The organism is Flavobacterium chungangense LMG 26729 (assembly GCF_000735715.2).
Taxonomy (GTDB): domain Bacteria; phylum Bacteroidota; class Bacteroidia; order Flavobacteriales; family Flavobacteriaceae; genus Flavobacterium; species Flavobacterium chungangense.
Genome location: NZ_JASY01000002.1, coordinates 647,578 through 670,222 on the forward strand (window position 1 = coordinate 647,578; position 22,645 = coordinate 670,222).

General features: G+C 34.3%; 17 protein-coding genes. 6 read left to right on the forward strand and 11 right to left on the reverse strand.

Annotated features, from left to right (window positions below):
• Window positions 1–8: 8 nt before the first annotated feature.
• Window positions 9–1,331, reverse strand: coding sequence for a M16 family metallopeptidase (locus tag JE46_RS05970; protein WP_031454349.1), 1,323 nt, complete (start codon window positions 1,329–1,331; stop codon window positions 9–11).
• A gap of 277 nt (window positions 1,332–1,608) precedes the next feature.
• Here JE46_RS05970 and rplU point away from each other — a divergent pair, with 277 nt between their 5' ends.
• Both rplU and rpmA read left to right on the forward strand, forming a co-directional pair.
• A complete protein-coding gene (gene rplU, locus JE46_RS05975; protein WP_025539466.1) occupies window positions 1,609–2,052 on the forward strand; it encodes a 50S ribosomal protein L21 in 444 nt (147 codons plus the stop codon).
• 24 nt (window positions 2,053–2,076) lie between these two features.
• A complete protein-coding gene (gene rpmA, locus JE46_RS05980; protein ID WP_017497241.1) occupies window positions 2,077–2,337 on the forward strand; it encodes a 50S ribosomal protein L27 in 261 nt (86 codons plus the stop codon).
• 364 nt (window positions 2,338–2,701) lie between these two features.
• Here the strand turns inward: rpmA and JE46_RS05985 are convergent, their stop codons facing one another.
• Together JE46_RS05985 and miaE are read right to left on the reverse strand one after the other, a co-directional pair.
• Window positions 2,702–5,452, reverse strand: a complete 2,751-nt coding sequence (locus JE46_RS05985; protein ID WP_031454350.1) for an AsmA family protein — start codon at window positions 5,450–5,452, stop codon at window positions 2,702–2,704.
• A 60-nt stretch (window positions 5,453–5,512) separates the two neighbouring features.
• The gene (gene miaE, locus JE46_RS05990) at window positions 5,513–6,094 is read right to left on the reverse strand and encodes a tRNA-(ms[2]io[6]A)-hydroxylase (protein WP_031454351.1); all 582 of its coding nucleotides are present in this window, start codon (window positions 6,092–6,094) and stop codon (window positions 5,513–5,515) included.
• Between the two features lie 112 nt (window positions 6,095–6,206).
• On the opposite strand from miaE, the gene JE46_RS05995 reads away from it, so the two are divergent.
• From JE46_RS05995 to JE46_RS06010, 4 genes are all read left to right on the forward strand, one after another.
• On the forward strand, window positions 6,207–7,454 hold the full coding sequence (locus JE46_RS05995; RefSeq protein WP_031454352.1) for a glycosyltransferase: 1,248 nt from the start codon (window positions 6,207–6,209) through the stop codon (window positions 7,452–7,454).
• Window positions 7,455–7,628: 174 nt separating this feature from the next.
• On the forward strand, window positions 7,629–8,747 hold the full coding sequence (locus JE46_RS06000) for a hypothetical protein (protein WP_031454353.1): 1,119 nt from the start codon (window positions 7,629–7,631) through the stop codon (window positions 8,745–8,747).
• A 65-nt stretch (window positions 8,748–8,812) separates the two neighbouring features.
• Window positions 8,813–9,382, forward strand: a complete 570-nt coding sequence (locus JE46_RS06005) for a hypothetical protein (RefSeq protein WP_031454354.1) — start codon at window positions 8,813–8,815, stop codon at window positions 9,380–9,382.
• Between the two features lie 11 nt (window positions 9,383–9,393).
• Window positions 9,394–10,062: a fibrobacter succinogenes major paralogous domain-containing protein gene (locus JE46_RS06010; protein WP_051872827.1), complete on the forward strand. Its 669-nt coding sequence runs from the start codon at window positions 9,394–9,396 to the stop codon at window positions 10,060–10,062.
• Window positions 10,063–10,148: 86 nt separating this feature from the next.
• Here JE46_RS06010 and JE46_RS06015 read toward each other — a convergent pair whose 3' ends face one another.
• The 8 genes from JE46_RS06015 to porU all read right to left on the reverse strand — a co-directional run bounded on the left by JE46_RS06015 (window position 10,149) and on the right by porU (window position 22,591).
• Entirely contained in the window at window positions 10,149–11,027 is an 879-nt protein-coding gene (locus JE46_RS06015; RefSeq protein ID WP_031454356.1) for a helix-turn-helix domain-containing protein, read from the reverse strand.
• Between the two features lie 95 nt (window positions 11,028–11,122).
• Entirely contained in the window at window positions 11,123–11,653 is a 531-nt protein-coding gene (locus JE46_RS06020) for a carboxymuconolactone decarboxylase family protein (protein ID WP_031454357.1), read from the reverse strand.
• Between the two features lie 532 nt (window positions 11,654–12,185).
• Entirely contained in the window at window positions 12,186–14,033 is a 1,848-nt protein-coding gene (locus tag JE46_RS06025; protein WP_031454358.1) for a hydrolase/aminopeptidase, read from the reverse strand.
• Window positions 14,034–14,125: 92 nt separating this feature from the next.
• The gene (locus JE46_RS06030; protein ID WP_031454359.1) at window positions 14,126–15,751 is read right to left on the reverse strand and encodes a dihydrolipoamide acetyltransferase family protein; all 1,626 of its coding nucleotides are present in this window, start codon (window positions 15,749–15,751) and stop codon (window positions 14,126–14,128) included.
• A 6-nt stretch (window positions 15,752–15,757) separates the two neighbouring features.
• A complete protein-coding gene (gene pdhA / locus JE46_RS06035) occupies window positions 15,758–16,756 on the reverse strand; it encodes a pyruvate dehydrogenase (acetyl-transferring) E1 component subunit alpha (RefSeq protein WP_031454360.1) in 999 nt (332 codons plus the stop codon).
• 170 nt (window positions 16,757–16,926) lie between these two features.
• Window positions 16,927–17,409: a cytidine deaminase gene (gene cdd, locus JE46_RS06040; RefSeq protein WP_031454361.1), complete on the reverse strand. Its 483-nt coding sequence runs from the start codon at window positions 17,407–17,409 to the stop codon at window positions 16,927–16,929.
• A gap of 75 nt (window positions 17,410–17,484) precedes the next feature.
• Window positions 17,485–18,699 (reverse strand): type IX secretion system outer membrane channel protein PorV, encoded by a 1,215-nt coding sequence (gene porV / locus JE46_RS06045; RefSeq protein WP_031454362.1) that lies wholly within the window; start codon window positions 18,697–18,699, stop codon window positions 17,485–17,487.
• Between the two features lie 49 nt (window positions 18,700–18,748).
• The gene (gene porU, locus JE46_RS06050; protein ID WP_031454363.1) at window positions 18,749–22,591 is read right to left on the reverse strand and encodes a type IX secretion system sortase PorU; all 3,843 of its coding nucleotides are present in this window, start codon (window positions 22,589–22,591) and stop codon (window positions 18,749–18,751) included.
• Between the last annotated feature and the right edge of the window lie 54 nt (window positions 22,592–22,645).

A 22,645-nucleotide genomic window follows, 5' to 3' on the forward strand; every position in this document is an offset into this window, starting at 1 on the left:
TTCGGGGCTTAGTTTTGAGCTTTTTTTGAAGGAACATAATCTAAAATTAAACGCTGATTAGGGTTTAAATACTTTTTAGCGACTTCTCTGATTTCTTCTCTGGTGATAGAATGGTATAAGTCGATTTCTGTATTGATAAGATTTACATCACCATAAAGCAAATAAAAAGAAGCCAGGTTTTCTGCAATACCTTCAACGCTCGCATTTGCATTGACAAAATTATTGTCAAATTTATTTTGTAATTTTTGATAATCTTTCTCAGAGATTAAATCGGTTTGGATTTTTACAATTTCTTCGTCCATTTCTTTTAAGATGTCAGCTGTAGTGTAAGTTCCCATCGGTAAGCCGTACAAAATATACATTCCGTAATCTTCCTGGCTAAAACCAACAGCGCCAATTTGCAGTGCCATTTTTTTGTCATCTACTATTTTTTTGTATAGTTTAGAACTTTTTCCGTCACTTAAATAAGAAGAAATTAAATCTAAAACCCTGGCATCTCTGGTTTTCATTGATGGAGTTCTATAGGAGGCAACCACCATTGGAATCTGAATATTCGGATCTTCATAAGAAGCTTTTATGGTTTGTGTAATCGGTTCTTCTGTATAAGTTTGTTTTTTCAATACTTCTCCTTTCGGAATTGGTCCAAAATACTTCTGAATCCATTCTTTGGTTTTAGTTTTGTCAAAATCTCCGGCAACAACCAAAACGGCATTATTTGGAGTATAGAATTTTTTGTTGAAAGCCTGAAATTCTTCCAGAGTGGCAGCGTCAAGATCTTTCATCGAACCAATAGTTGTCCATCGGTATGGGTGGTTTTTGAACATGTATTTTTTAACCTCAGGCAAAATATTTCCATAAGGCTGGTTGTCGTAACGCATTCTTTTTTCCTCTTTTACAACTTCATTTTGAGTGTCAACACCAATTTTATTAATAATAGGGTGCATCAAACGTTCTGATTCCATCCATAAACCAAGTTCAAGGCTGTTAGAAGGGAAAACTTCATAGTAGTAAGTTCTGTCATCAGATGTATTTGCATTGTTTACGCCACCATTTGCGGTAACGATTTTCATCCATTCGCCTCGTTTTATGTTTTCGGTACCTTCAAATAATAAATGTTCGAAGAAATGTGCAAATCCTGTTCGGTCAGGGCGTTCGTCTTTTGATCCTACATGATACATTACAGATGTAATAACAACAGGGGCAGAGGGATCGTTATGCAAAATAACATGCATGCCATTATCTAAATTGTATTCTTCGAAAGCTACTTTTTGGGCATGAGCTACTCCGCCGAGCATTATTGCAGCACTTAACATCATTATTGAATTTTTCATAAAGATTAATAATTTATATTTTACCTATAATAAGTGTAGGTGTTCAAGAGTTGATTTATGTTACATCAAAAATAAGTTTTTTTAGTCATCATTTAAGAACAGGTGTTTATTTTGGTTGTATTTTAACAATCTTTTACTTCTGAATCATTTTAGAAAGGTGCCGGAAAGACTTGAAAAGCAGACTTTAAAGAATGAAAAATATTTTTGAAATAAGAGATTGCACAGTAAATTATTAATTGTATATTTGCAACCTTAAAAATCAATAAATCAATTTGGTATGTATGCAATCGTAGAGATAGCAGGGCAACAATTTAAAGTAAGCAAAGACTTAAAGGTTTATGTTCACCGTTTAGCTAATGAAGAAGGTTCAAAAGTTTCTTTTGACAAAGTTCTTTTATTAGATGATAACGGAAGCGTAACTTTAGGCGCCCCAGCTATAGAAGGTGCTTCAGTAGAAGCTAAAGTGTTACAACACTTAAAAGGTGATAAAGTTATCGTTTTCAAAAAGAAAAGAAGAAAAGGATACAAAAAGAGAAATGGTCACAGACAATATCTTACTCAAATTGTAATCGAAGGTATTACTGCAGCAGGTGGAACTAAAAAAGCAGCAGCTAAAAAAGCAGTTGTAGCAGAAGAAGCTCCGGCTACTGAAGCTGAAGCAGCTCCAAAAGCAAAAAAAGCAGCAGCTCCAAAAGCAAAAAAAGAAGCTAAAGAAGAATAATAACAATATTTAAACTCATACGTCATGGCTCACAAGAAAGGTGTCGGTAGTTCGAAGAATGGTAGAGAATCAGAATCAAAACGTTTAGGCGTTAAGATTTTTGGTGGACAGGCTGCTATTGCTGGGAACATCATCGTTAGACAAAGAGGTTCAAAACATAATCCAGGTGAAAACGTTTACATTAGTAAAGATCACACACTACACGCAAGAGTAGCTGGTGTTGTTAAGTTCCAAAAGAAAAAAGATAACAAATCTTATGTATCTATTCTTCCATTCGAAGCATAATCATTAGATAAATTATTATAGAAAACCCGATCTGAAAAGATCGGGTTTTTTGTTTATATAATTTATTTTATATCCTTTGTTATGTATTATACAATTGTCAGTTTGAGCGGTTGAGAACGAGCCATACATCTCGACTCCGCTCAATGCTCCCGTGTGACATAAAAATAAAAAGATTATAAATGTCTAAATGGTATGGTTAGTTTTATTATAAAGTGACTTGTAGGTTTAATAAGATTACAGTTTCTTGCAATTCTGTACCTTAAACACTTTGTAATATTGGAAATTTGAAATTTGAAATTTATATTTTAAGTATTACGTTTTTCAATTGAATTTTGCCATTGAAATTGTTATTGCCATTGAAAATTTACTCAATATCTTTAGTTTCCTCAAGATCTTCCGTATTGCGGCCCACTTTTACTTTTGGATTATTTTGAGTTCCGGTGACAGTGAGTGGAATTCCAAATATACCTAATGGAGGTAATCCTAAACGCATTTTTAAATTAAGTTTTCCGTCTAAACTTGTTGTTCCTTCGATTCGTGGCCTGAAGCCCGCAAACTTAAATTTAAAACGTTCTACAGTCATGATGTTGTTTTTGATCGTAGTTTTAATGTCTACTTTAGAAACATCAGGGTTTTTCATTGATTCAGAATTTGTTTTTTTGCTCACTGCATTAAACATTTTCAATCCTCTTATTTTTATATCTTTTACAGAAAGAGTTCCTCCTCCAACTAATGATGGATAAACGGGTTCCATGTTTTCGTTAAGGCGTCCCTTTAGTTGATAATCCAAAGACACAATTCCCTGTGCTTTTTCGGCTGCACTGGCCATTTTTCTGAAAACATCAATTTCGTTATAAGCTTTTTTAATATCAAAATCCGAAGCTTTTATGTTGTAATCGAAATTGGCTTTTTGGGAAGTTACAGACTGATAATTGCCATTCATGACGACTTTGCAGCCTATTAAATTAAAACCTGTGTTTTGCATGCTCAGTTTGCCTTTATTCATTTTTAAATTTCCACTGGCATTTCGAAGAATTAGTTTGTCATAATATACTTTTTGGGCATTTGCCATCAATTGTAAATTCAAATTCGTAGGAATAATGATAACTCCGGTTTGGCTAACCTGAGTAGTTGAAGCTTCTGTTTTAGTTGGCGCTGGAGAAGTAATTGCAGCAGTATTCGACATAAATTCGTCTACATTAATATATCGTGCCGAAACTGTAAATGAACCTTTTAGAACTCCGGTTTTGGTAGTGGCATAATTAAAAACATTTTGTAAATAGCCATTCATCTTAAAATCTGATTCTCCGTAAGCGGCCAAAAAGTTATTGAAAGACATTTTATCCTGATTGATTTTAAAAATACCTTCCTTAATGATGAATTTTTTAGGAAGATGTTCGGATGCAATTCCAATGTTTCGTAATTCAAGAGTCCCTTTATTCTGAAGCTTGCTGTAATTTCCTTTTGTGGCATCACTTTGTTTTCCTTTTAAAACTAAATCTGCCTTTATAAAGCCATCCAGATCAAGTCCTTTTTGCGAAAAAACGTTATATATTTTGCTAATGTTTAGTTCTCCTTTTGCTTTTACATCATAATTCAAATCATCAAAATTGCTTAAATCTGCCGACATAAAAATAGGTTTTCCTTCAAAGGTAAATTGAGCAGGTTTTATTTTTACTTTTAAATCATCAAAAGTTCCTTTTTGATTGTCAATTGAGGTTTTTACCATGATATTGGTAATCGGATTTGGATAATATTTTGTTTTTATATATCCATTGTTCAATTCGATCAGGCCTTTGGTAGTAGGGAATAATCTGTTTTTTTTATCAAATTTTCCGTTGGTTTTAATGTCTCCGGTCAATGCACCTTTTAATGTAATGCCAGGAATTCCTAAAGCGCTGCTTAATTTGTCAAGATCAATTTTGGCTTTAAAATCGCCATTTATATCAGAAGTGTTTGCTCCTTTTATATAGAATTTTGATTTTAGGTAATCCTTATTAATGTTTAAGGATAGATTTTTTGCATCAACAATTAAAAGATCCGGATTCAAAGATGGAACTTTTGTCTTAATGTCTAAATTTAAGTTTGAAACAGGAAAGGCGCTTTTGTCATAATTCACAAATCCGTTGTCTATTTTTACATCTAAATTTAAATCCGGTGCAATTTTTTGAGAGGCTATATAATTTCCTTTAAGTGTAAAAAGTAAATTGGTGTTTCCTTTTAATTCGGTTTTAGAAAGCCAGCTAATGTATTTTGGAGGAAAGGCAGTAAAAACATCATACAAATCACTGTTGTCAGATTTGATAACAAAATTCATATTGTAACCCTCTTTCAAAAAGTCAAAATTTCCTTTAAAATCAACCAAAAGCTGATTAATTTTCAGGTTGTTTTGCTGAAAATAAAAAGACAGGGAATTTACATTAACTTTCGTAATCAAATCAGCATCGATCTTTTTGTTCATTAAATAAGGTTCATCTTCATAAACAATATTTAGTTTTTCAATTTTAGCTTTCGAATACAAATCGAAAACCGCTTTGTTTAAGTCGCCTTTGCCTAAGTAATTGAAACCTAAAGCATCAAAATGCACTTTGGTCGATTGGTCGTCATAAATTATTTTACTGTTTAATATTTCAATTCTTTCTAATTTTAAGGCAGTATCTGAGCTGTCTTTTGATTTTTCCTGTTGTGACGAAGATTTGTAAATATTGTAATTTGCTTCTCCTTTTTTATTAACTTTTACATTAATAAACGAATCCGATAAATAAATCTGATCAATTTTTACCGCTTTGCTAAAGATCAGACTGGCAACGTTAATTCCAAAAGAAACTTCTTTGGCAGTAATGAATTTTTCGGTAGCATAAGGTGATGATCCGTTCAGGTTTAAATCATTTAAAGTTAAAGTTAACGAAGGAAAATGATGAAAAAAGGAAAGCGAAACATCTGAATAATTAAGTTCGGCACTAAGTTTTTCGTTCGCAGTTTTTTTGATTTGCTCTTTAATTTTATCAGCAAAAATGATAGGGGTAATAAACAACAATCCTAAAATTACAAAAAAGGTAATTCCTGAATATTTTGCAATTTTAAATAAAATGGATTTGGTTTTGTTTTTTGACATAACAAAAATGTTAGTATTATTTTATTGTGTATAGTTTAAAAATGAGAAAAGTACAGTGATTTATCCGTGTACTGTTTCATTTTTTCCATAATTGGTAATAATGGAACCTTCGTATTCGATCCATGCTGCCCATCGTTTATCAACATCAACATTGTCAGCATATTTTCTGGCGAATCCTAAAAATGTGGTATAATGTCCTGCTTCGGAAATCATCAAATCACGGTAAAATTTGGCTAATTCCTGATCTTTTATGTTTTCTGAAAGCACTTTAAAGCGTTCGCAGCTTCTGGCTTCTATCATAGCCGAAAATAACAAGCGATCACAAAGTGCGTCTTTACGGCTGCCGTCTTTTTTCATGAATTTAAAAAGCTCATTTACATAATGATCTTTTCTTTCGCGTCCTAAAGTCAGCCCTCTTTTTTTAATTATGTCATGCACCATTTGTAAGTGCTCCAGTTCTTCTCTCGCAATTACAAGCATTTCTGTTACAAGTTCTTCTAATTCAGAATTGTACGTAACTAAACTAATCGCATTAGATGCTGCTTTCTGCTCACACCAGGCATGATCCGTTAAAATTTCTTCGATATTTGATTCGACGATATTCACCCAGCGTGGATCTGTGGCTAATTTTAATCCTAACATAATTTTTGCAGATTTATATTTTGCAAAATTAGTTCTTTTTTATCAGCTAAAATCAGGAAATATCGTGTAATTAAGCGTAAAAATGCATTATTTTGTATTTCAAAGAATCAAAATGAATCAAACAAAAAAACTTTTAATAATTGGTTTTGTGTGGCCGGAACCCAATTCTTCTGCAGCAGGCGGAAGAATGATGCAATTAATTTCTATTTTCAAAGAAAATGGTTTTGAAATTACATTTGCAAGTCCGGCTTTAGATAGTGATTTTATGATTGATTTGACAGAATTTGGAGTTGAAAAGAAAAGTATAGAATTGAATAGCTCCAGTTTTGATGATTTTATAATCGAACTAAATCCGGATGTTGTTTTATTTGACCGTTTTATGATCGAAGAACAATTTGGCTGGCGTGTGACTGAAAATTGTCCCCAAGCCATTAGATTATTAGATACTGAGGATTTACATTGTTTAAGAACAGCACGCCAAAAAGCCTTCAAAGAAAACAGAACTTTTGAACTGAATGATTTGTTATCTGAAGAAGTGGCAAAGCGAGAAATTGCCAGTATTTTAAGATGCGATTTATCTTTGATGATTTCAGAATTTGAAATGGAAGTTTTAAATAATGTTTTCAAAATAGATTCAGAAATATTGTTTTATCTTCCTTTTTTAGTGGAGGAAATAAAGGAAGAAGATTTTTTAAAATTACCTACTTTTGAAGATCGTGAGCATTTTGTTTTCATCGGAAATTTTCTTCATGAACCGAATTGGAATACGGTTCAATACTTAAAAGAAGCTATTTGGCCATTAATAAAAAAACAATTTCCGGAAGCTGTTTTAGAAGTTTACGGAGCTTATCCTTCGCAAAAAGTCCTGCAATTGCATCAGCCTAAAGATGGTTTTTTTATTGTGGGAAGGGCAGTAGATGCAAATGAAGTCGTGAAAAAAGCCAGAGTGGTTTTAGCGCCAATTCGTTTCGGAGCCGGATTAAAAGGAAAATTATTAGAAGCGATGCAATGCGGAACACCAAGTGTTACAACAAGTATTGGTTCAGAAGCCATGCATGCCAATTTACCCTGGAATGGTTTTATAGAAAATGATATTGCGAAGTTTGCAAAACAGGCAGTTTTATTATACGGGGAAGAAAATATTTGGAAACAATCACAAAAAAATGGTGTTGCAATTATTAATGAATGCTATCAAAAAAATAAATATTCAAATAAATTAATTGATATAGTTAGTTTATTATTGATTGATTCTGAAAATCATCGTCTGCATAATTTTATGGGAAGTCTGCTTCAGCATCATACGCTGAAGAGTACCAAATACATGGCAAAATGGATAGAAGCCAAGAATAAAAAAGATTAATTTTTCTATTGTTTTTTTAAATCTGCAATTCAATATAGTTGTTAATTTTAAAGAATATTTTATGTGTTTGATATTTAAATGTTTGTATTTTTTGTAAGCAAGATTGTACAGGATAGTTTTTGGTGTAAATAGTAATAATTTACTGACCGTATTAACTATCAACCAAAATTTATTATGAAAAAAGAAATGTTTAAGAGGCAGTTTTTTGCCTCAGTGTTATTCGTTGGTTTAAGTTTTTTTGCAGGCTGTACAAGTGACAGTGAAGAAACAAATGCTGAAGCTGAAGCTGTGGCACAAAATGAAACTTATCAGGTTTCAACTGCAAAAGGAGGCGATTTATCTGGTGAAGTAACCGGTTCAACAGGTGCCTATGTTGCTAAAGTAAATGGTGTAACCAAATACACTGGTTCTGATTATGTGGCGGCTATTCAGTCTGCGATTAACAATCTTACTTCAGGCAGAGATACAAAAGAGTGGGTAACCGTTCGTGTTTCAGGTGCATCGGGATCAACTGGCGGATCTCTGAAATATGTAAATATGGCCAGTTATACCGGGCTGGATTTTGCAAATAATACTTTCAATGCCAATAGTGGCGATGCTTTGGTTATTCCTGTTTGGGCAGACAGAAAAACAAATATTGAAGTGAAAAACCTTAAAGTTTCGGGAAAACCGCGTTACGGTATTTGGTTTAAAGGCTGTACGGTTATGAATATCAGTAATATTACCATGAATATTGGTGTGCCTCAGGCTGATTTAGGATTAGGAATCAGGGTTGATAACAGTACAGCTGCAACCAGCAATTTGACTATCAGCGGTACTATTAATATTACTGGCGGAGATAATTCTATTGAAACCTACGGTGTTGACGGTTTTTCTATTGGCAACGTAACTTCCAGCAATAATGCGGCTTGCGGAGTATTACTCAATCAATCCAAAAATGGAACTGTGGGTACGGTTACAGGAACCAATAACAGTACAACAGGTTCAGTTACAGGTTATGCGACTTTTCGTTGTGCCAATAATAACGGACCAAATGTAGTTTGTGCTAAAGTATATTCCAGAGGCAGCGGACGCGGTTTCTTTAGTGTTACTGGCAGCAACGGTTGTACAGTAAATACTGTTGATATTGCCAATACAGCCATTCAGGGTATTTTGTTGCAAAATGCCAGTAATACTAAGGTTTTGGCAGGTACAGTAAGTAATGGGCATCCTAATGTTCAGCATCAAAGTGCAACGAATTGCAGTACGAAGGTAAATGGTCAGACTTATACGGCTGTGAACGGAACATGGTAATATTATAGTTTAAAAAACAAAGCGATGTGATTTTTTCACATCGCTTTTATTATAAATTTCTTTCTATGAATGGATCAATAAGCCGATTTGTTTTTTTTATTTTTCTATTATCTTTTTACGGATGTAAAGATTCTTCTAAAGAACGTATTATAGATTTTGAAAGGTCTATTCCGAAGCAAAATAATCTTTTTACAATTCCTCAAAAGGTAAAAAATGATTTTCTGCAAAAATTCCCAAAGCTTGAAATGATAAAAAAAGAAGAGTATTCTAATCTGTTTTGGGATTTTTATGATCGCAATATGATTCCAAATGAATGTTATACGGATATTAATAATGATCAAATACTTGATTATGCTGTGCTGATAAAGGATGGTAATCAATTAAAATTAGGAATTATCTTTTCTTCACATAAAGATTATTCATATTGGATTTCTCCCTTTTCAATGCAAAATATAAAACCTGAAAGAGTGCATTTTTGTATCTCCGTAAAACCTGCTGGAAGAACAGATGTTGTAAAAAAAGTACCTGAATCGCTTGTAATAAAGAAAAACGGATTTCTTTTAAAGAATTTAGAACAGGATTGTTTTATATTTTATGAAACGAATAAAGAAATAAAGATGTTTAAAATGCTCTAGAATAATTGATAATGACACAAATTAAAGATATTTACAAAATAGCTGTTCTTCTTTTTTTCTTTTCTTTTTTTTCTTGTAAAAATGCTGAAACAGTAGAAGATTTAGACGGTAACATATATCATACAACGAAGATTGGAAAGCAGACCTGGATGATGGAAAACCTTAAAGTCACCCGGTTTAATAATGGAGATTCGATTAAAAAAATCGTAAGTAATAAAGATTGGAAAAAGACAGAACAAGCGGGTTATTCTTTCTATAATAATGATGTTGCTTTTGTAAAAGAGTATGGATTTTTATACAATTACAATTGCCTTAAAGATATCCGACGTATTGCACCAAAAGGCTGGAGGATTCCGACAGAAGAAGATTTAAGGGAACTGGAGTCTTTTATTAATTCCAATTCAATAGGGATTTTTTTGAAAGAAAAAGGAAATTCACATTGGTTGCCGTCTAATACGGTCGGAAATAATGCAACAGGTTTTAATGCATTACCAGGAGGATATCGGGACGATGAAGGGGCTTTTTATATGCTTAGATCTAACGGATATTATTGGACTACAAATGGAAGTTTTGAATTTTACAATTGGAGTGACAGAATGTTTCAGGCTTTTGCAGATGTAAGAAGAGACAGTGTTTTTAAGCGATATGGTTTTTCGATCAAATGTATTAAAGAGGAATAGTTTTATGGGAAGCCTGTTGCTCATCCTACTTTAAAAAGTACAAAATATAAGGCAAAATGAATTATGGATTGGGTCTAATAATAAAATTAAGCCTGCATTTTTCCAAATCCAACGGTTTCACGATAAATTTGAGGTGAAACATCTGCATTCGTTTTAAAGAATCGGCTAAAATAATGCTCGTCGTCATAACCTAATTCGTAGGCAATTTCTTTGACTGTCTTATTGGTCATGTACAATTCTCTTTTCGCCTCAATAATAATTCTTTCCGAAATTAAATTGGTTAGTGTTTTGTTGAAATAATTCTTGGATAATTTGGCTAATGCCTTTGGAGAGATATTTAATAAATCAGCATAATTTCCTGCTGAATGTTTGGTCTTAAAATTTAGTTCAATCGCATCTTTTAGATTTTGAAGAATAACAGGTTCTTTTGTATTAGGAACAGCATTTATTTCCTCTAATTGTTCTGTTTTTAATCTTGAAGCGGTAATCAGAAATATTTTCAAATACGAAATAAGCAATTCATATTGTGCCAATTCTGCATTTTTAATCTCAGCTTTCATTTGTTCTAAAACCATTTTAAAAGTCTGCGCAGCTTGATCTGTAACCTTTACATAAGGTGGCTGGTAAATGTTGTTGAATAAAACACCATTGCAGGAAACTTCTTTTTGATGCATATGAATACAATAAAAATCAGGATGAAAGTGAATCGCAATTCCTTCAATGGGTTCGCTTACACAAAGCATAAAAGGCTGGTACGGAGAAAAGGCAAGGAGAGAGTTTTCTTCAAAAGAATGTTCTGAAAAATCGGCTTTGACTTTCCCTTTTCCTTTGGTTACCCAAATTAAAGAGTAATAATTATTGCGTTGTAAATGATCAAAATGAACGTTGTCCTCAAATGAAAGAATTTTGAATGCTAAATTACCGGTTTGCGGATTTATTAAAGTGGAACCATTTTGAGAACTCATAAAGTGCTGTTTTAGAAATATAAAGATAGTCATGAAAAGAATTCACAACTATCTTTATAAATTGATTTTTGTTATAGTGATTGCGTATTTCTTAATTAAACTGCAGGAAAGTCAATTTCAGTGTTTGCAACGTTGTTAAAGTAGTTTGTCAGAACGTTCAAAGCTACATGAGCAATAGTTTCTGCAATTTCAGCATCAGTAACTTCTGCGTTTTTGGCTTTGTTTACATCTTCATCGTTCACTAAACCATTTTTACTGATTAATGTTTTAGCAAATTGTAAAATGGCTTCTGTTTTAGCGTCAGTAGAATTTCCAGTTCTTGCTGCTTTTAAAACTGCAGGATCTGCTTTAACTAATTTTTCTCCAATAAAAGTATGGGCTGCTAAACAGTAATCACATGAATTGCTTTCTGAAACTGCCAAAGCAATTAATTCACCTGTTTTTGCACTTAATTTTCCGTGGCTCAAGGCGCCGCTCAAATTCAAATATCCTTCAAGAACTGCAGGAGAATTTCCCATTGTTCTCATCATGTTCGGAACAACGCCTAATTTTGCTTGTACAGCGTTGAATAAATCTTTAGTTTTTCCTGTTACTTCTTCCGGGTTTAATGCTGTTAATCGTGTCATTTTATTTGATTTTTAATTGTTATTATTTGGTGTTGTCTTTTGACATTACAAAGTTGCGACGATTACAGATTTTAGAACATGGAGAATATACGCTATGTGATGGACAATTTTCCCTCTCTTTATTTTGGGGTAAAACAGTATGATTTTTTTCAGGAGCTAATCCCGCTATCCGTTACAATTTTTTGTGCCGAACCCCGGCACAAAAGGATTTTCACTACAAACGAAGTTCACTGAACTCCGCTAAAAATAAAAATTAAGTGAAGTAATCGGGGCTAGGGCACTCGTTTTCATAAGAGCTTTCTTTGTTTGTTTTGTCAGGTATGACAAACTTTAGTAAAGTTCGTCGTAAAGCTCTTCCGCAATTTTGTCATTTCGAGGAACGAGAAATCTTCGCGAGAAGCTCGACAAAGATTGGATACTCGTTGCGGAGTTATTTGCGAAGATTTCTCGTTCCTCGAAATGACAAATATTGTGTATAAAAAAGAGGTTTTTCCTAGGAAAAACCTCTTTGAAGATTATAGTTTTTACAATTTTATTTCAAAACACCTTCAGCATCCTGAATTGTCGTTGCATGATAACCAGATTTAGCTTTATCAAATACTTGCTTAGCCCAAACTTTTCCTTCTGGAGTTTTAATCATTTCTTTATAAAGCATCATGATAGAGCCAGTTCTGCTGCTTCCAATTAGAAATTGTTCAATTGCAGAATTTGCAGCTTTATATTGATGGCGAATTGCCTGAACGAACCATTGACGTTTAATGATAAAATTTCCTCCTTTTGTAAAGTTGAATTCTTTATCGATCGCTTCCATTTCTTTTGTTGTAATATCAGCTGGAAGATGATCTATAAAATGCTGTTTTTCTGCAGTTGTTGTAATTTTTTTACTCAAACCCGCAACACCCGTTTCTCTCCAGCTTTTTTGGATTTTATCGATTGCGTCAAAATCGGCAGAACTTACAGGGACAATGTTTGATGGGATTCCAGGTTTGTAAATCCAGTCTTCCAGTTTGATTTTATCTGCTAAAGCTTTGTCTCCTTTGATAAGATTTTCGTTAATATATTTAACGAAATCCTCTGTTGTAATGGATTTGAATGCATGAGCATCGAAATAATTTTTGATAAACGAATCGAATTTTTCACGTCCTACAGCATTTTCAATAACTCTTAAAAAGGCATAACCTTTTACATACGGAATCATACTTATACCATCATCAGGATTTCTTCCGGTCAAACTCACTTTTAGTCTTGTATCTGGACTTGTATCGCCATATTCTGCTACATTATCAGTTAGTTCTTTATTGGTGATAACGTTTTGCATCTCAAATTCTTTCTTGCCGAATATTGCTTCTCCAATGCGGTGTTCAACATAAGTGGTAAAACCTTCGTTTAGCCAAATATCATCCCAGGTTGCGTTGGTAACTAAATTTCCGCTCCAGCTATGACCTAATTCGTGTGCTAACAAACTTGTTAGGGAACGGTCTCTCGCAATTACGCCTGGAGTTAAGAATGTTAAATTTGGATTTTCCATTCCGCCATAAGGAAAGCTTGGTGGTAAAACGAGTACATCATAACGTCCCCAGCGGTATGGTCCGTACAATTTTTCGGCAGCAACAACCATTTTTCCGAGTTCAGCAAATTCCCAGGCTGATTTTTTTAGCATGGAAGGTTCAGCATAAACTCCGGTTCTGTTATCGATAGACTGAAATTCAATATCTCCAACTGCAATTGCCATTAAATAAGAAGGGATTGCTTTGTCTTGTTTGAAAGTGTAAACTCCGGTATCGTTTTTCTTCTGCGGATTTACGGCACTCATTACAGCTAATAAATCTTTAGGTACCGTAACTTTTGCATTATAAGTAAAACGAATTCCCGGTGAATCCTGACATGGAATCCAGGTACGGGACCAAACGCTTTCTCCCTGAGAAAATAAAAATGGTTTCTTTTTATCTGCAGTTTGTTCCGGTTTTAGCCATTGTAAAGCAATAGCGTCTTTTGTTGTGCTGTAATAAATATTTACTTTGGTTGTATTCGGTTCAATTGTAATATGAAGTGGTTTTCCGTGAAATTCAGTGGCTGTACCAAGTTCAAATTTGGTTTCTTTTTCTTCGTCCCCCAAAGTTACTTTGGTAATGTTTAAAGTATTTTCGTCAAAAATGATTTCATTTCCTTTGCTGATATTGTCAATCAGCCAGGAAGCTTTTCCTGAAATAGTCTGCGTATCAAAATCAACTTTAACGTCAAGATCAAGATGTTTAACAACTGCAAGTTCTGGTTTAGAATAACTGTGTTCATCGGTAACAACTGCTGGTTTTTCAGTTTGCTCTTTTTTCTGGCAGGCGATGGCAGTCAGAAATAAAGTTAAAAGAATTAGCTTTTTCATATTGTGAAGAATTGAATTTTGAGGATGAAAATTAAACAAAAAATCCCGTTTTGAATAACAAAACGGGATTTAAATATAAAATTAACAAAGAATTACGCCAGCATAGTAACCGGGCTTTCGATGTATTGTTTTAATGTTTGTAAGAACTGAGCACCAGTTGCACCGTCAATTGTTCTGTGGTCGCAAGCCAATGATAACATCATGGTGTTTCCAACTACAATCTGACCATTTTTAACTACAGGTTTCTCAACAATTGCACCTACAGAAAGGATTGCAGAGTTTGGCTGGTTGATAATTGAATTGAATTCAGTAATACCAAACATTCCAAGATTAGATACTGTAAAAGTACTTCCTTCCATTTCCTGTGGTCCTAATTTTTTGTTTTTAGCTCTTCCCGCAAGATCTCTAACAGAAGCACCAATTTGAGATAAACTCATCGCATCTGTAAATTTCAATACAGGAACTACTAATCCGTCTTCAACCGCTACAGCAACACCAATATTTACGTGGTGGTTGATGATGATAGCATCTTCTTTCCACTGAGAGTTGATTTTTGGGTGTTTTTTCAATGCTAAAGCACAAGCTTTAATTACCATATCGTTGAAAGATACTTTTGTATCAGGAACCGTATTGATTGTTGCTCTTGCACCCATTGCTTCGTCCATGCTTACTTCGATCACTAAGTTGTAGTGAGGGGCTGTAAATAATGATTCAGCAAGACGTTTTGCGATGATTTTACGCATTTGAGAATTTTTGATCTCTTCTGTGTAAACTTCTCCGGCAGGAACAAATACTTTTGGAGCGGCAGATTCTTGTGGTTTTGCATCAGAAGCTGCTTTGGCAGCAGGCTGTGCAGATGGAGTAAAGTTTTCGATATCGCTTTTTACGATACGCCCATTTTCTCCAGAACCTTTAACTTGTGATAATTGAATTCCTTTGTCAGAAGCAATTTTCTTAGCTAATGGTGAAGCAATAACTCTTCCATTTGAAGTTTCGGCAACAGCTTCAGGTGCTTTTTCAGCAGCAGGAGCAGCAGTTTTTGTCTCTTCGGCAGGAGCGCTTGCAGTTGCAGTACCTCCGGCAGTAAAACCGTCAGCAATTCCGGAAATATCAGTTCCTGAAGGTCCAATGATAGCTAATAAGCTGTCAACAGGAGCAGTATTTCCTTCCTGAATTCCGATGTATAATAATGTTCCGGCATTGAAAGACTCAAACTCCATAGTGGCTTTGTCTGTTTCAATTTCTGCTAAAATATCACCTTCAGAAACGGCATCACCAACTTTTTTCAACCAGGTTGCTACAGTTCCTTCTGTCATTGTATCACTTAAACGAGGCATCGTTACGACAACAACACCTTTTGGTAATTCAGCTGCAGCTTTTGCAGGAGCAGCTTCAGTTTTTGCCTCAGCAGCCGGAGCAGCTTCAGCTTTTGGAGCAGCCGGAGCATCACCGCCAGCTAATAAAGCTGAAATGTCTTCTCCTTCGTTTCCAATAATTGCTAATAATGAATCAACCGGGGCAGTTTCTCCCGCTGGAATTCCAATATGTAAAAGAGTTCCTTCGTTAAAAGATTCGAACTCCATTGTTGCTTTGTCTGTTTCAATTTCAGCTAAGATATCTCCTTCGCTAACTTTGTCGCCTACTTTTTTTAACCAAGTCGCTACCGTTCCTTCCGTCATAGTATCGCTCAAACGAGGCATTGTTACTTTAATCGCCATAATATATTATAGTTTATGAGGTGTAAATGGATAGTCTTCTTGTGCGTATACTACGTCGTATAATTGTTGTAAGTCCGGATATGGAGATTCTTCAGCGAATTTCACACATTCTTCAACCAAATCTTTTACTCTTTGGTCAATTACTTCAATTTCTTCTTCTGTAGCATATTTTTGATCTATGATTACATCTAAAACCTGAGTAATAGGGTCAATTTTTTTATATTCTTCAATCTCTTCTTTAGAACGGTATAATTGTGCATCAGACATTGAGTGACCTCTGTAACGGTACGTTTTCATTTCAAGGAAAGTTGGTCCGTCTCCACGACGTGCTCTTTCGATAGCTTCGTGCATTGCTTCAGCAACTTTTACAGGATTCATTCCGTCAACTGGTCCGCAAGGCATTTCGTATCCTAAACCAAGTTTCCAGATATCAGTATGGTTTGCAGTTCTTTCTACAGAAGTTCCCATTGCATAACCATTGTTTTCAACGATAAATACAACTGGTAATTTCCATAACATAGCCATGTTGAAAGCTTCGTGTAATGAACCTTGTCTTGCAGCTCCGTCACCAAAGTAAGTCATGGTTACACCGCCTGTTTCAAAATATTTATCAGCAAAAGCTAAACCAGCTCCTACAGGAATTTGTCCTCCAACGATTCCGTGACCTCCGTAAAAACGGTGTTCTTTTGAGAAAATGTGCATAGAACCTCCCATACCTTTAGAAGTTCCGGTTGCTTTTCCTAAAAGTTCAGCCATAACTCGTCTTGGATCAACTCCCATGCCTATTGGCTGAACGTGATTTCTGTATGCAGTAATCATTTTGTCTTTAGTCAAATCCATTGCATGTAAGGCTCCCGCCAATACTGCTTCCTGACCGTTGTAGAGGTGAAGAAATCCTCTGACTTTTTGTTGGATGTATAATGCTGCAAGTTTGTCTTCAAACTTTCTCCAAAGCAGCATGTCTTCATACCACTTTAAGTAAACCTCTTTTGTAACTTCTTTCATCTGAATTCTTTCTTTTGCTAAAGTTGTTTTTTGTGTTATCAATTGTTAACCTATAACGCAAAAATAGTTTCCTCCCACAAATTTGCGCCCCAAGGGTCGGGATGCAAAAATAAGACATTAGATTTAAGAACTAAAATTTAAAAGGTACTTTTTGGCTTTTTTTGTTTTTTTTATAAAAACTTTTTGTCAAACATGAAAGGAAGTAGATTTTTGAGGGATGCCGACTGATAAATTGTGCCTATTTCTCCCATAAAATAGATTTCTATAGGGGTGTCCTGTTTGATTTCATATTCTGCGATTGATTGTCTGCATGAACCACATGGTGGAATAGGGGCTTGTGTTTGGTTTGTATCAGAAGCTGCCGTAATGGCCATTTTTAAAATTTTAGCTTCCGGATAAACGCTTCCCGCATGAAAAATTGCCACACGTTCTGCACACAATCCGGATGGATAGGCTGCGTTTTCCTGGTTTGAACCTAAAACTGTTTTTCCATTATCCAATAATAATGCAGTGCCAACTCTAAATTGTGAGTAGGGTGCATATGCTTTTTTGCGAATGGCTACAGCCTGATTCATTAAATTCTGAATGTCATTTGGTAATTCTTCTAAGGTGTCAAAAACCAAAAATGATGATGTTATGCTTATTTCTTTCATTTTTTTTAAGGGAAAAAAAATCCAAATTTCTATTTCTAGGAATTTGGATCTGTTATTTTTTATTTTCTTATTTAATTAATACTCTTCGTATTTTTCACCAAAATTAAAGGTTAATGAGAAGCGAAGTGTATTTTCTAACGGATTTTTAACTTTCGAAGCAGAGAATAAGTACGAAACATCCACTTTTACGACATTGTATTTGAATCCGGCGCCTAATGAGAAAAATTGTACAGCACCTTTTTCAGGACTTTGGTGATAATATCCGGCACGCATCGAAAATGAATCCTGATAAGTATATTCTCCGGCTAAACTATAGGTGATTTCTTTCACTTCTTCACTGAAGCCATCCGGGGCATCGCTAAAAGACTTGAAGATTCCGGGTACCCAGCCTATAGAATTATATTTATTATTGGCTTCCTGTACGCCGTCACTTGCTCCTTCTCCCGGATCTAATGTGTCACCATCACCATTTAGGTCGGTGGCTGCAGTAGGAACAGGAATTTGCGGAGTAGGCACAAGTAGTTTTGTAAGTTCTACACTTACGGCTACTTTGTTGTAATCATCTAATATAAAATCAAAACCACCGCCTAATCTTAAATTGGCTGGTAAAAAGTTAGATCCTGCTCCGTTGGTTTCTTCGCTCAAATCATAATTAATTTTTGGTCCAAGATTCTGAAAATTAAAACCTGCTCTCCATCTTCCGTTAAAATCTCTATAGGCAAATTCTTCTGATTGGTAAAATCCGGCAACATCAAAGGCAAATGATTTTGCTGCAGACAAGCTTTGTCCTCCAGTTGTAATTCCTAAATTTGAATTAATAAATCTGGCGCCAACTGCCATCGAGAACATTTCACTTAATTTTAAGGAATAGGAGCCGTCAATGGCAAACTCTGCAGGTTTAACGGTATTGGGTACATCGGTTGCGTTTTCTCTTAGTTCAATATCGCCAATACTAAAGTAACGTACACTACCGGCAAAAGCACTTCGTTCGTTGATTTTGTTGTAGTAAGTTACCTGGCTTAACGAAATATCGTTTACCAAATCAGTCAAATAAGGAGTATAGCTTACTGAGAATCCTTGTTTGTCAATAGAAAAAGCATATTTTGCAGGATTCCATTGTTGGGAGAATACATCTGCAGATGTTGCAACTCCCTGATCGCCAAGACCGGCTGCTCTGGCATCAGCAGCAACTTGTAAAAAAGGAACTCCTGTTGTAATTGGTCTGGTTTGTGCGTTGGCAAACGATATAATAATAAAATAAAATAATAATAAAGGGGATATTTTTTTCATTTATATTAAGTAAGGTGTTAGTTTATGTTGTTGGTTGTGCAAATATATATTATAGAATAACAAGTTTTTCATACTTTTCTGCTTTTTTATTTGTTAAACTGGATTTAACGGTGAGCTTATAAATATAAACTCCTTTTCCAATTTTATCTCCAAAATCGTCTTTTCCGTCCCAGGTAATTTCTCTCGATAAAAAACCTTCAGTAGTTATAATTTGATTTTTTGTCCAGACTACTTTTCCTGTTATAGTCATTACCTGTACCTGAACATCTAAAGGCTCATAAGGTTTGTTATGAGAAAACCAAAATTGAGTATAGGTAGAAAACGGATTTGGATAATTAAGAACGTGAGTCAATGTAAGTGATTCGTCACCAACAACTATAAATTGTATTTCACTTGTTACCGGATTGTTGTAAACATCCCAGGCGGTAAAACTGATAGTGTGTATTCCAGCACTTAAATTACGTAATGGGAAACGTAAATTTCCATTAGTGTAGTCGTCTAATTTTGTTTGATAATAATCATTCAAAATATAAGGATTACTAACATCTCCATCTAAAATAGCAATAATATCATGACCAATTCCACTTGCTGTGTTAATCCCGTTTTCGTCTTCAAGAAGAGCTACCAGAAATGGGGAATCATTTGTGATTCCTCCAGACACAAAAGTTTCATCATTCATATATAACTGCACTTTTGGACTAATATTGTCCTGAGGAGCATTTTCGTTAATTCCTCCAATTTTTATAACGTCATTATAGCCTGATTGGTTTTCTAAAACATCGCTTTTTTTTGAATAAAAGCTAATTCTGCCATTATTAACAGGGATTCTTATGTCTCTTGGGACTACAAAACTAAATTCAAACTGCCCGTTTATAACAGAAGCATTTCCTCTAAAAATAGTTTCGCCCTGGGTTTTAAACTGTATTGGAGGGCTGGAACCATTATTATTTAATGTGGTGTTTGTAATTAATTTGTCAAAAATAGCAGTCGAAAGTTCTCCATTATAGTTGTTTAGAACATTGTTGTTTTCGTCAGTAATTTCACCTGATATTTTAATTTTTGCTAAAGATTTAAAATCTTCAATGGTTCCGGAAACAGCTATGTCATTTACTTTTGTTAAGTTAATTTTGGGCTTAGGAATGGCTAGCATTATTGCAGGATCTCCTAAGTACAAAACAACATTACTCGAAGTACTTGGGCTTTCATTTTTCGAAACTCGAAGTGCATCGGCAATAGATGTGTATTGATTAGCTCCGTAAGACAAGAGGTTTTTTGCTAAGATGTCGTTAAAATTTTCGGCATTGTATTGTAAGATTGAGCGGATAGTTGTTACTAATGCAATTGCACCACCTTTTGGATTCCAAAAAGTATACTCTCCAGCTGTTGGATGTGTTGGGTCATCAAAGCGTGAGAACTCACAGGTAATAGTTATAAATAAAGGATATTTGTATTGATTGCTTAAATTTTGACTATCTGATTTTTCCCAAATTCTTTCACTAGATAGCCCGTCTTCTCCACCATGACCTAAATAGTTAAAAACCAATGCGCCTTTTTCAAAAGCATTAAAAAAATCTGATCTTGCTTTTGGATACCTTGAACCTCCTGCGGATGCTTCTTCAGTATACGAGTCCAGAAAAATTTTGTCAATATTGAAAAAAGGTTTCTCTACAGCGATTTTATCGGCTAAAGTGTTTTGACGTGATTGTAATGTAGCATCCGAAGCTTTGTCAGAATCATCACTAATTAAAACAAAATTATTTCGCCAGTTTCCATATGACTTGGCATTGTGGTATTCTAAAACTTTATTAACCATTTCCTCAGCCTGGGTGTTGTTGGAGACAAGCATTCTTCCTACTGCAATATCAATTCCAAATGCGTAGCTGGTTATATTTCCTTCACTGTCATCCATTAGTCCATAAAAATCATCAGATGCAAATGAACGTTCTGCAACAGTCTCGCTGTTTAGTGCATGATAGATAGGTACAATGTTGTTGTTGTTAGAAATGCGGTTTTTGTAATCGAATGAGGCGTCGCCAAATAGATTTATATATCGTACTCTTTTGTCTGTAGATGAAGCGTTTTTGTAAACATATCTTATGCAGTTTCTTATTGCTGCAACGTCTTGTTTCCCTGAAGAAAATTCCTGATAGATATTTTCAAGTGTAACAGTTTTTACATTTAATTTTGAATAAGTTCTATGAAAATTAGCTAATTTTTCAGCTTGTGAAAGTAGAGATTTTGGTGTGATGATTAAATAATCAACATCTTGAAAGTTGTTTTGAGAATTTTTTAAAAGTGTTCCTTTTAAGTTTTGATTTGCAATTTTTGATTGTCCTTCTCTTGAAGGAGTATAATAATCTGCCGGATCAATTGCTATATATTTTCGAATTTCGCCTAAAGAAGCTTTGAAGCTTAAATTGTTCAAATTGCTGTTTTCAATTTTCGATACATTATATAGGTCTGTAATATCCCAAATTTGTGAAATGCTTGAAGTGTTCGAAACATTATAATTTACAATGCCGGTTGTTGAGCCTGCCAGATCATATTGAAATTGGAATTGTTTGCCATAACCTGTTAATTTCCTTTTTGCTGTTAAATTAATATAATCAAGGTATCCTTTAGAGCCTGGTACTCCATTATTATTATAGGTGAGTTTTATTTTTACATTTTCAGATCCGGTAAAGCTTGTGTTTCCGGGTAGATTTCCAGGGTCAAATTTCGATTCAGAGCCGGAGTTAAGTGAGCTGAAGGATATGTTTCCAATGCTTTGACCGTTTGCAGAAATATCAAAAGAAGTATTTGTAAATGCGGCAGAAGCTGTCAAAACTTCTATTTTTACAGGGGTCGAAGTTTCAATATTTGGAAAATTAAATTCAAACTCCTGTTCCTGATTAATTTCGAAAGATTCACCAAACCATTGTCGTCCAGTGTTTACAATGTTGATTTTGTCGATTTCGTGAAATTGATGGTCGTCGAAAGTGTTTAATTCTAAAGTACTGTTTCCGGTAGGAAGGATCATATTTGAAATTCTTTTCCCGTCACCTCCCTGTGTGGTAATATAGTAATAAGATTTAGTGTCGTATAAGTTAATGTTGGTTTGGCTTTCAGTATTCCAGTTGTTAACTCCTTCAGCATAAAAAAGAATGTAATCTTCGTTATTAAAACTGCCGTCGTTTTCACCTATAACCTGAATTGCATTTTCGATTAAATCTTCAGGATAATAAGTGTTATTAGATAAAGGAAGCATTCTTCCTCCATTTCCATAAATTTTAATTTTTTTAGGATCACTTTTGCCTGCATCAAAACCAAGGCTTTGTAAAAAAGATTTTGAAATTTTATAGACACCTGATTTTTCAATATAAAAACGATACCAGTCACCAGAGGATAAAACCGAATTTGAAATACTATTTGATTTTAAAGTTGAAGCAGAGTTGTTGCTTTTTGAAGAGTTGCCGGTTATTATTATGGAATAAGAGAAAGATTTGATTCTTTTAAAACCATTTCCTTCAGATATAATCGGGGATAAAGATATGAAACCTTGTTTTTCATCCCGGGAAGTAGCAATTAGAAGAGTCTCGTTTGGTTGCTTTGGGATGTTTGTTAATGATAAATCGCCTAAATCTGTAGCTGAAACAGATTCGTAAACTATGTTGGTAATTTGAACGTCATTGTTGCTTGAATAATCCGAATAATTAGGCTTAAACAATAATGATATGTTTTTTTTAGTAAGGTCGTATCGAAAATTATTACCCGTAAAGTAAGGTATTGTTGTTTTGAAATCCCCAAAACTCATTTCTTTCTTATTTTGCCAATCTATTGTGAGGCTGCCGTTTTTCTGGGAAAACACAAAAAAAGGAGCTAAAAAAAGATATAAAAGTAGGGTTTGTTTCATAGCTAAAGAAAACGAAATTAATTTTTAAATATTTTAGTAAGTAAAAATATAGTA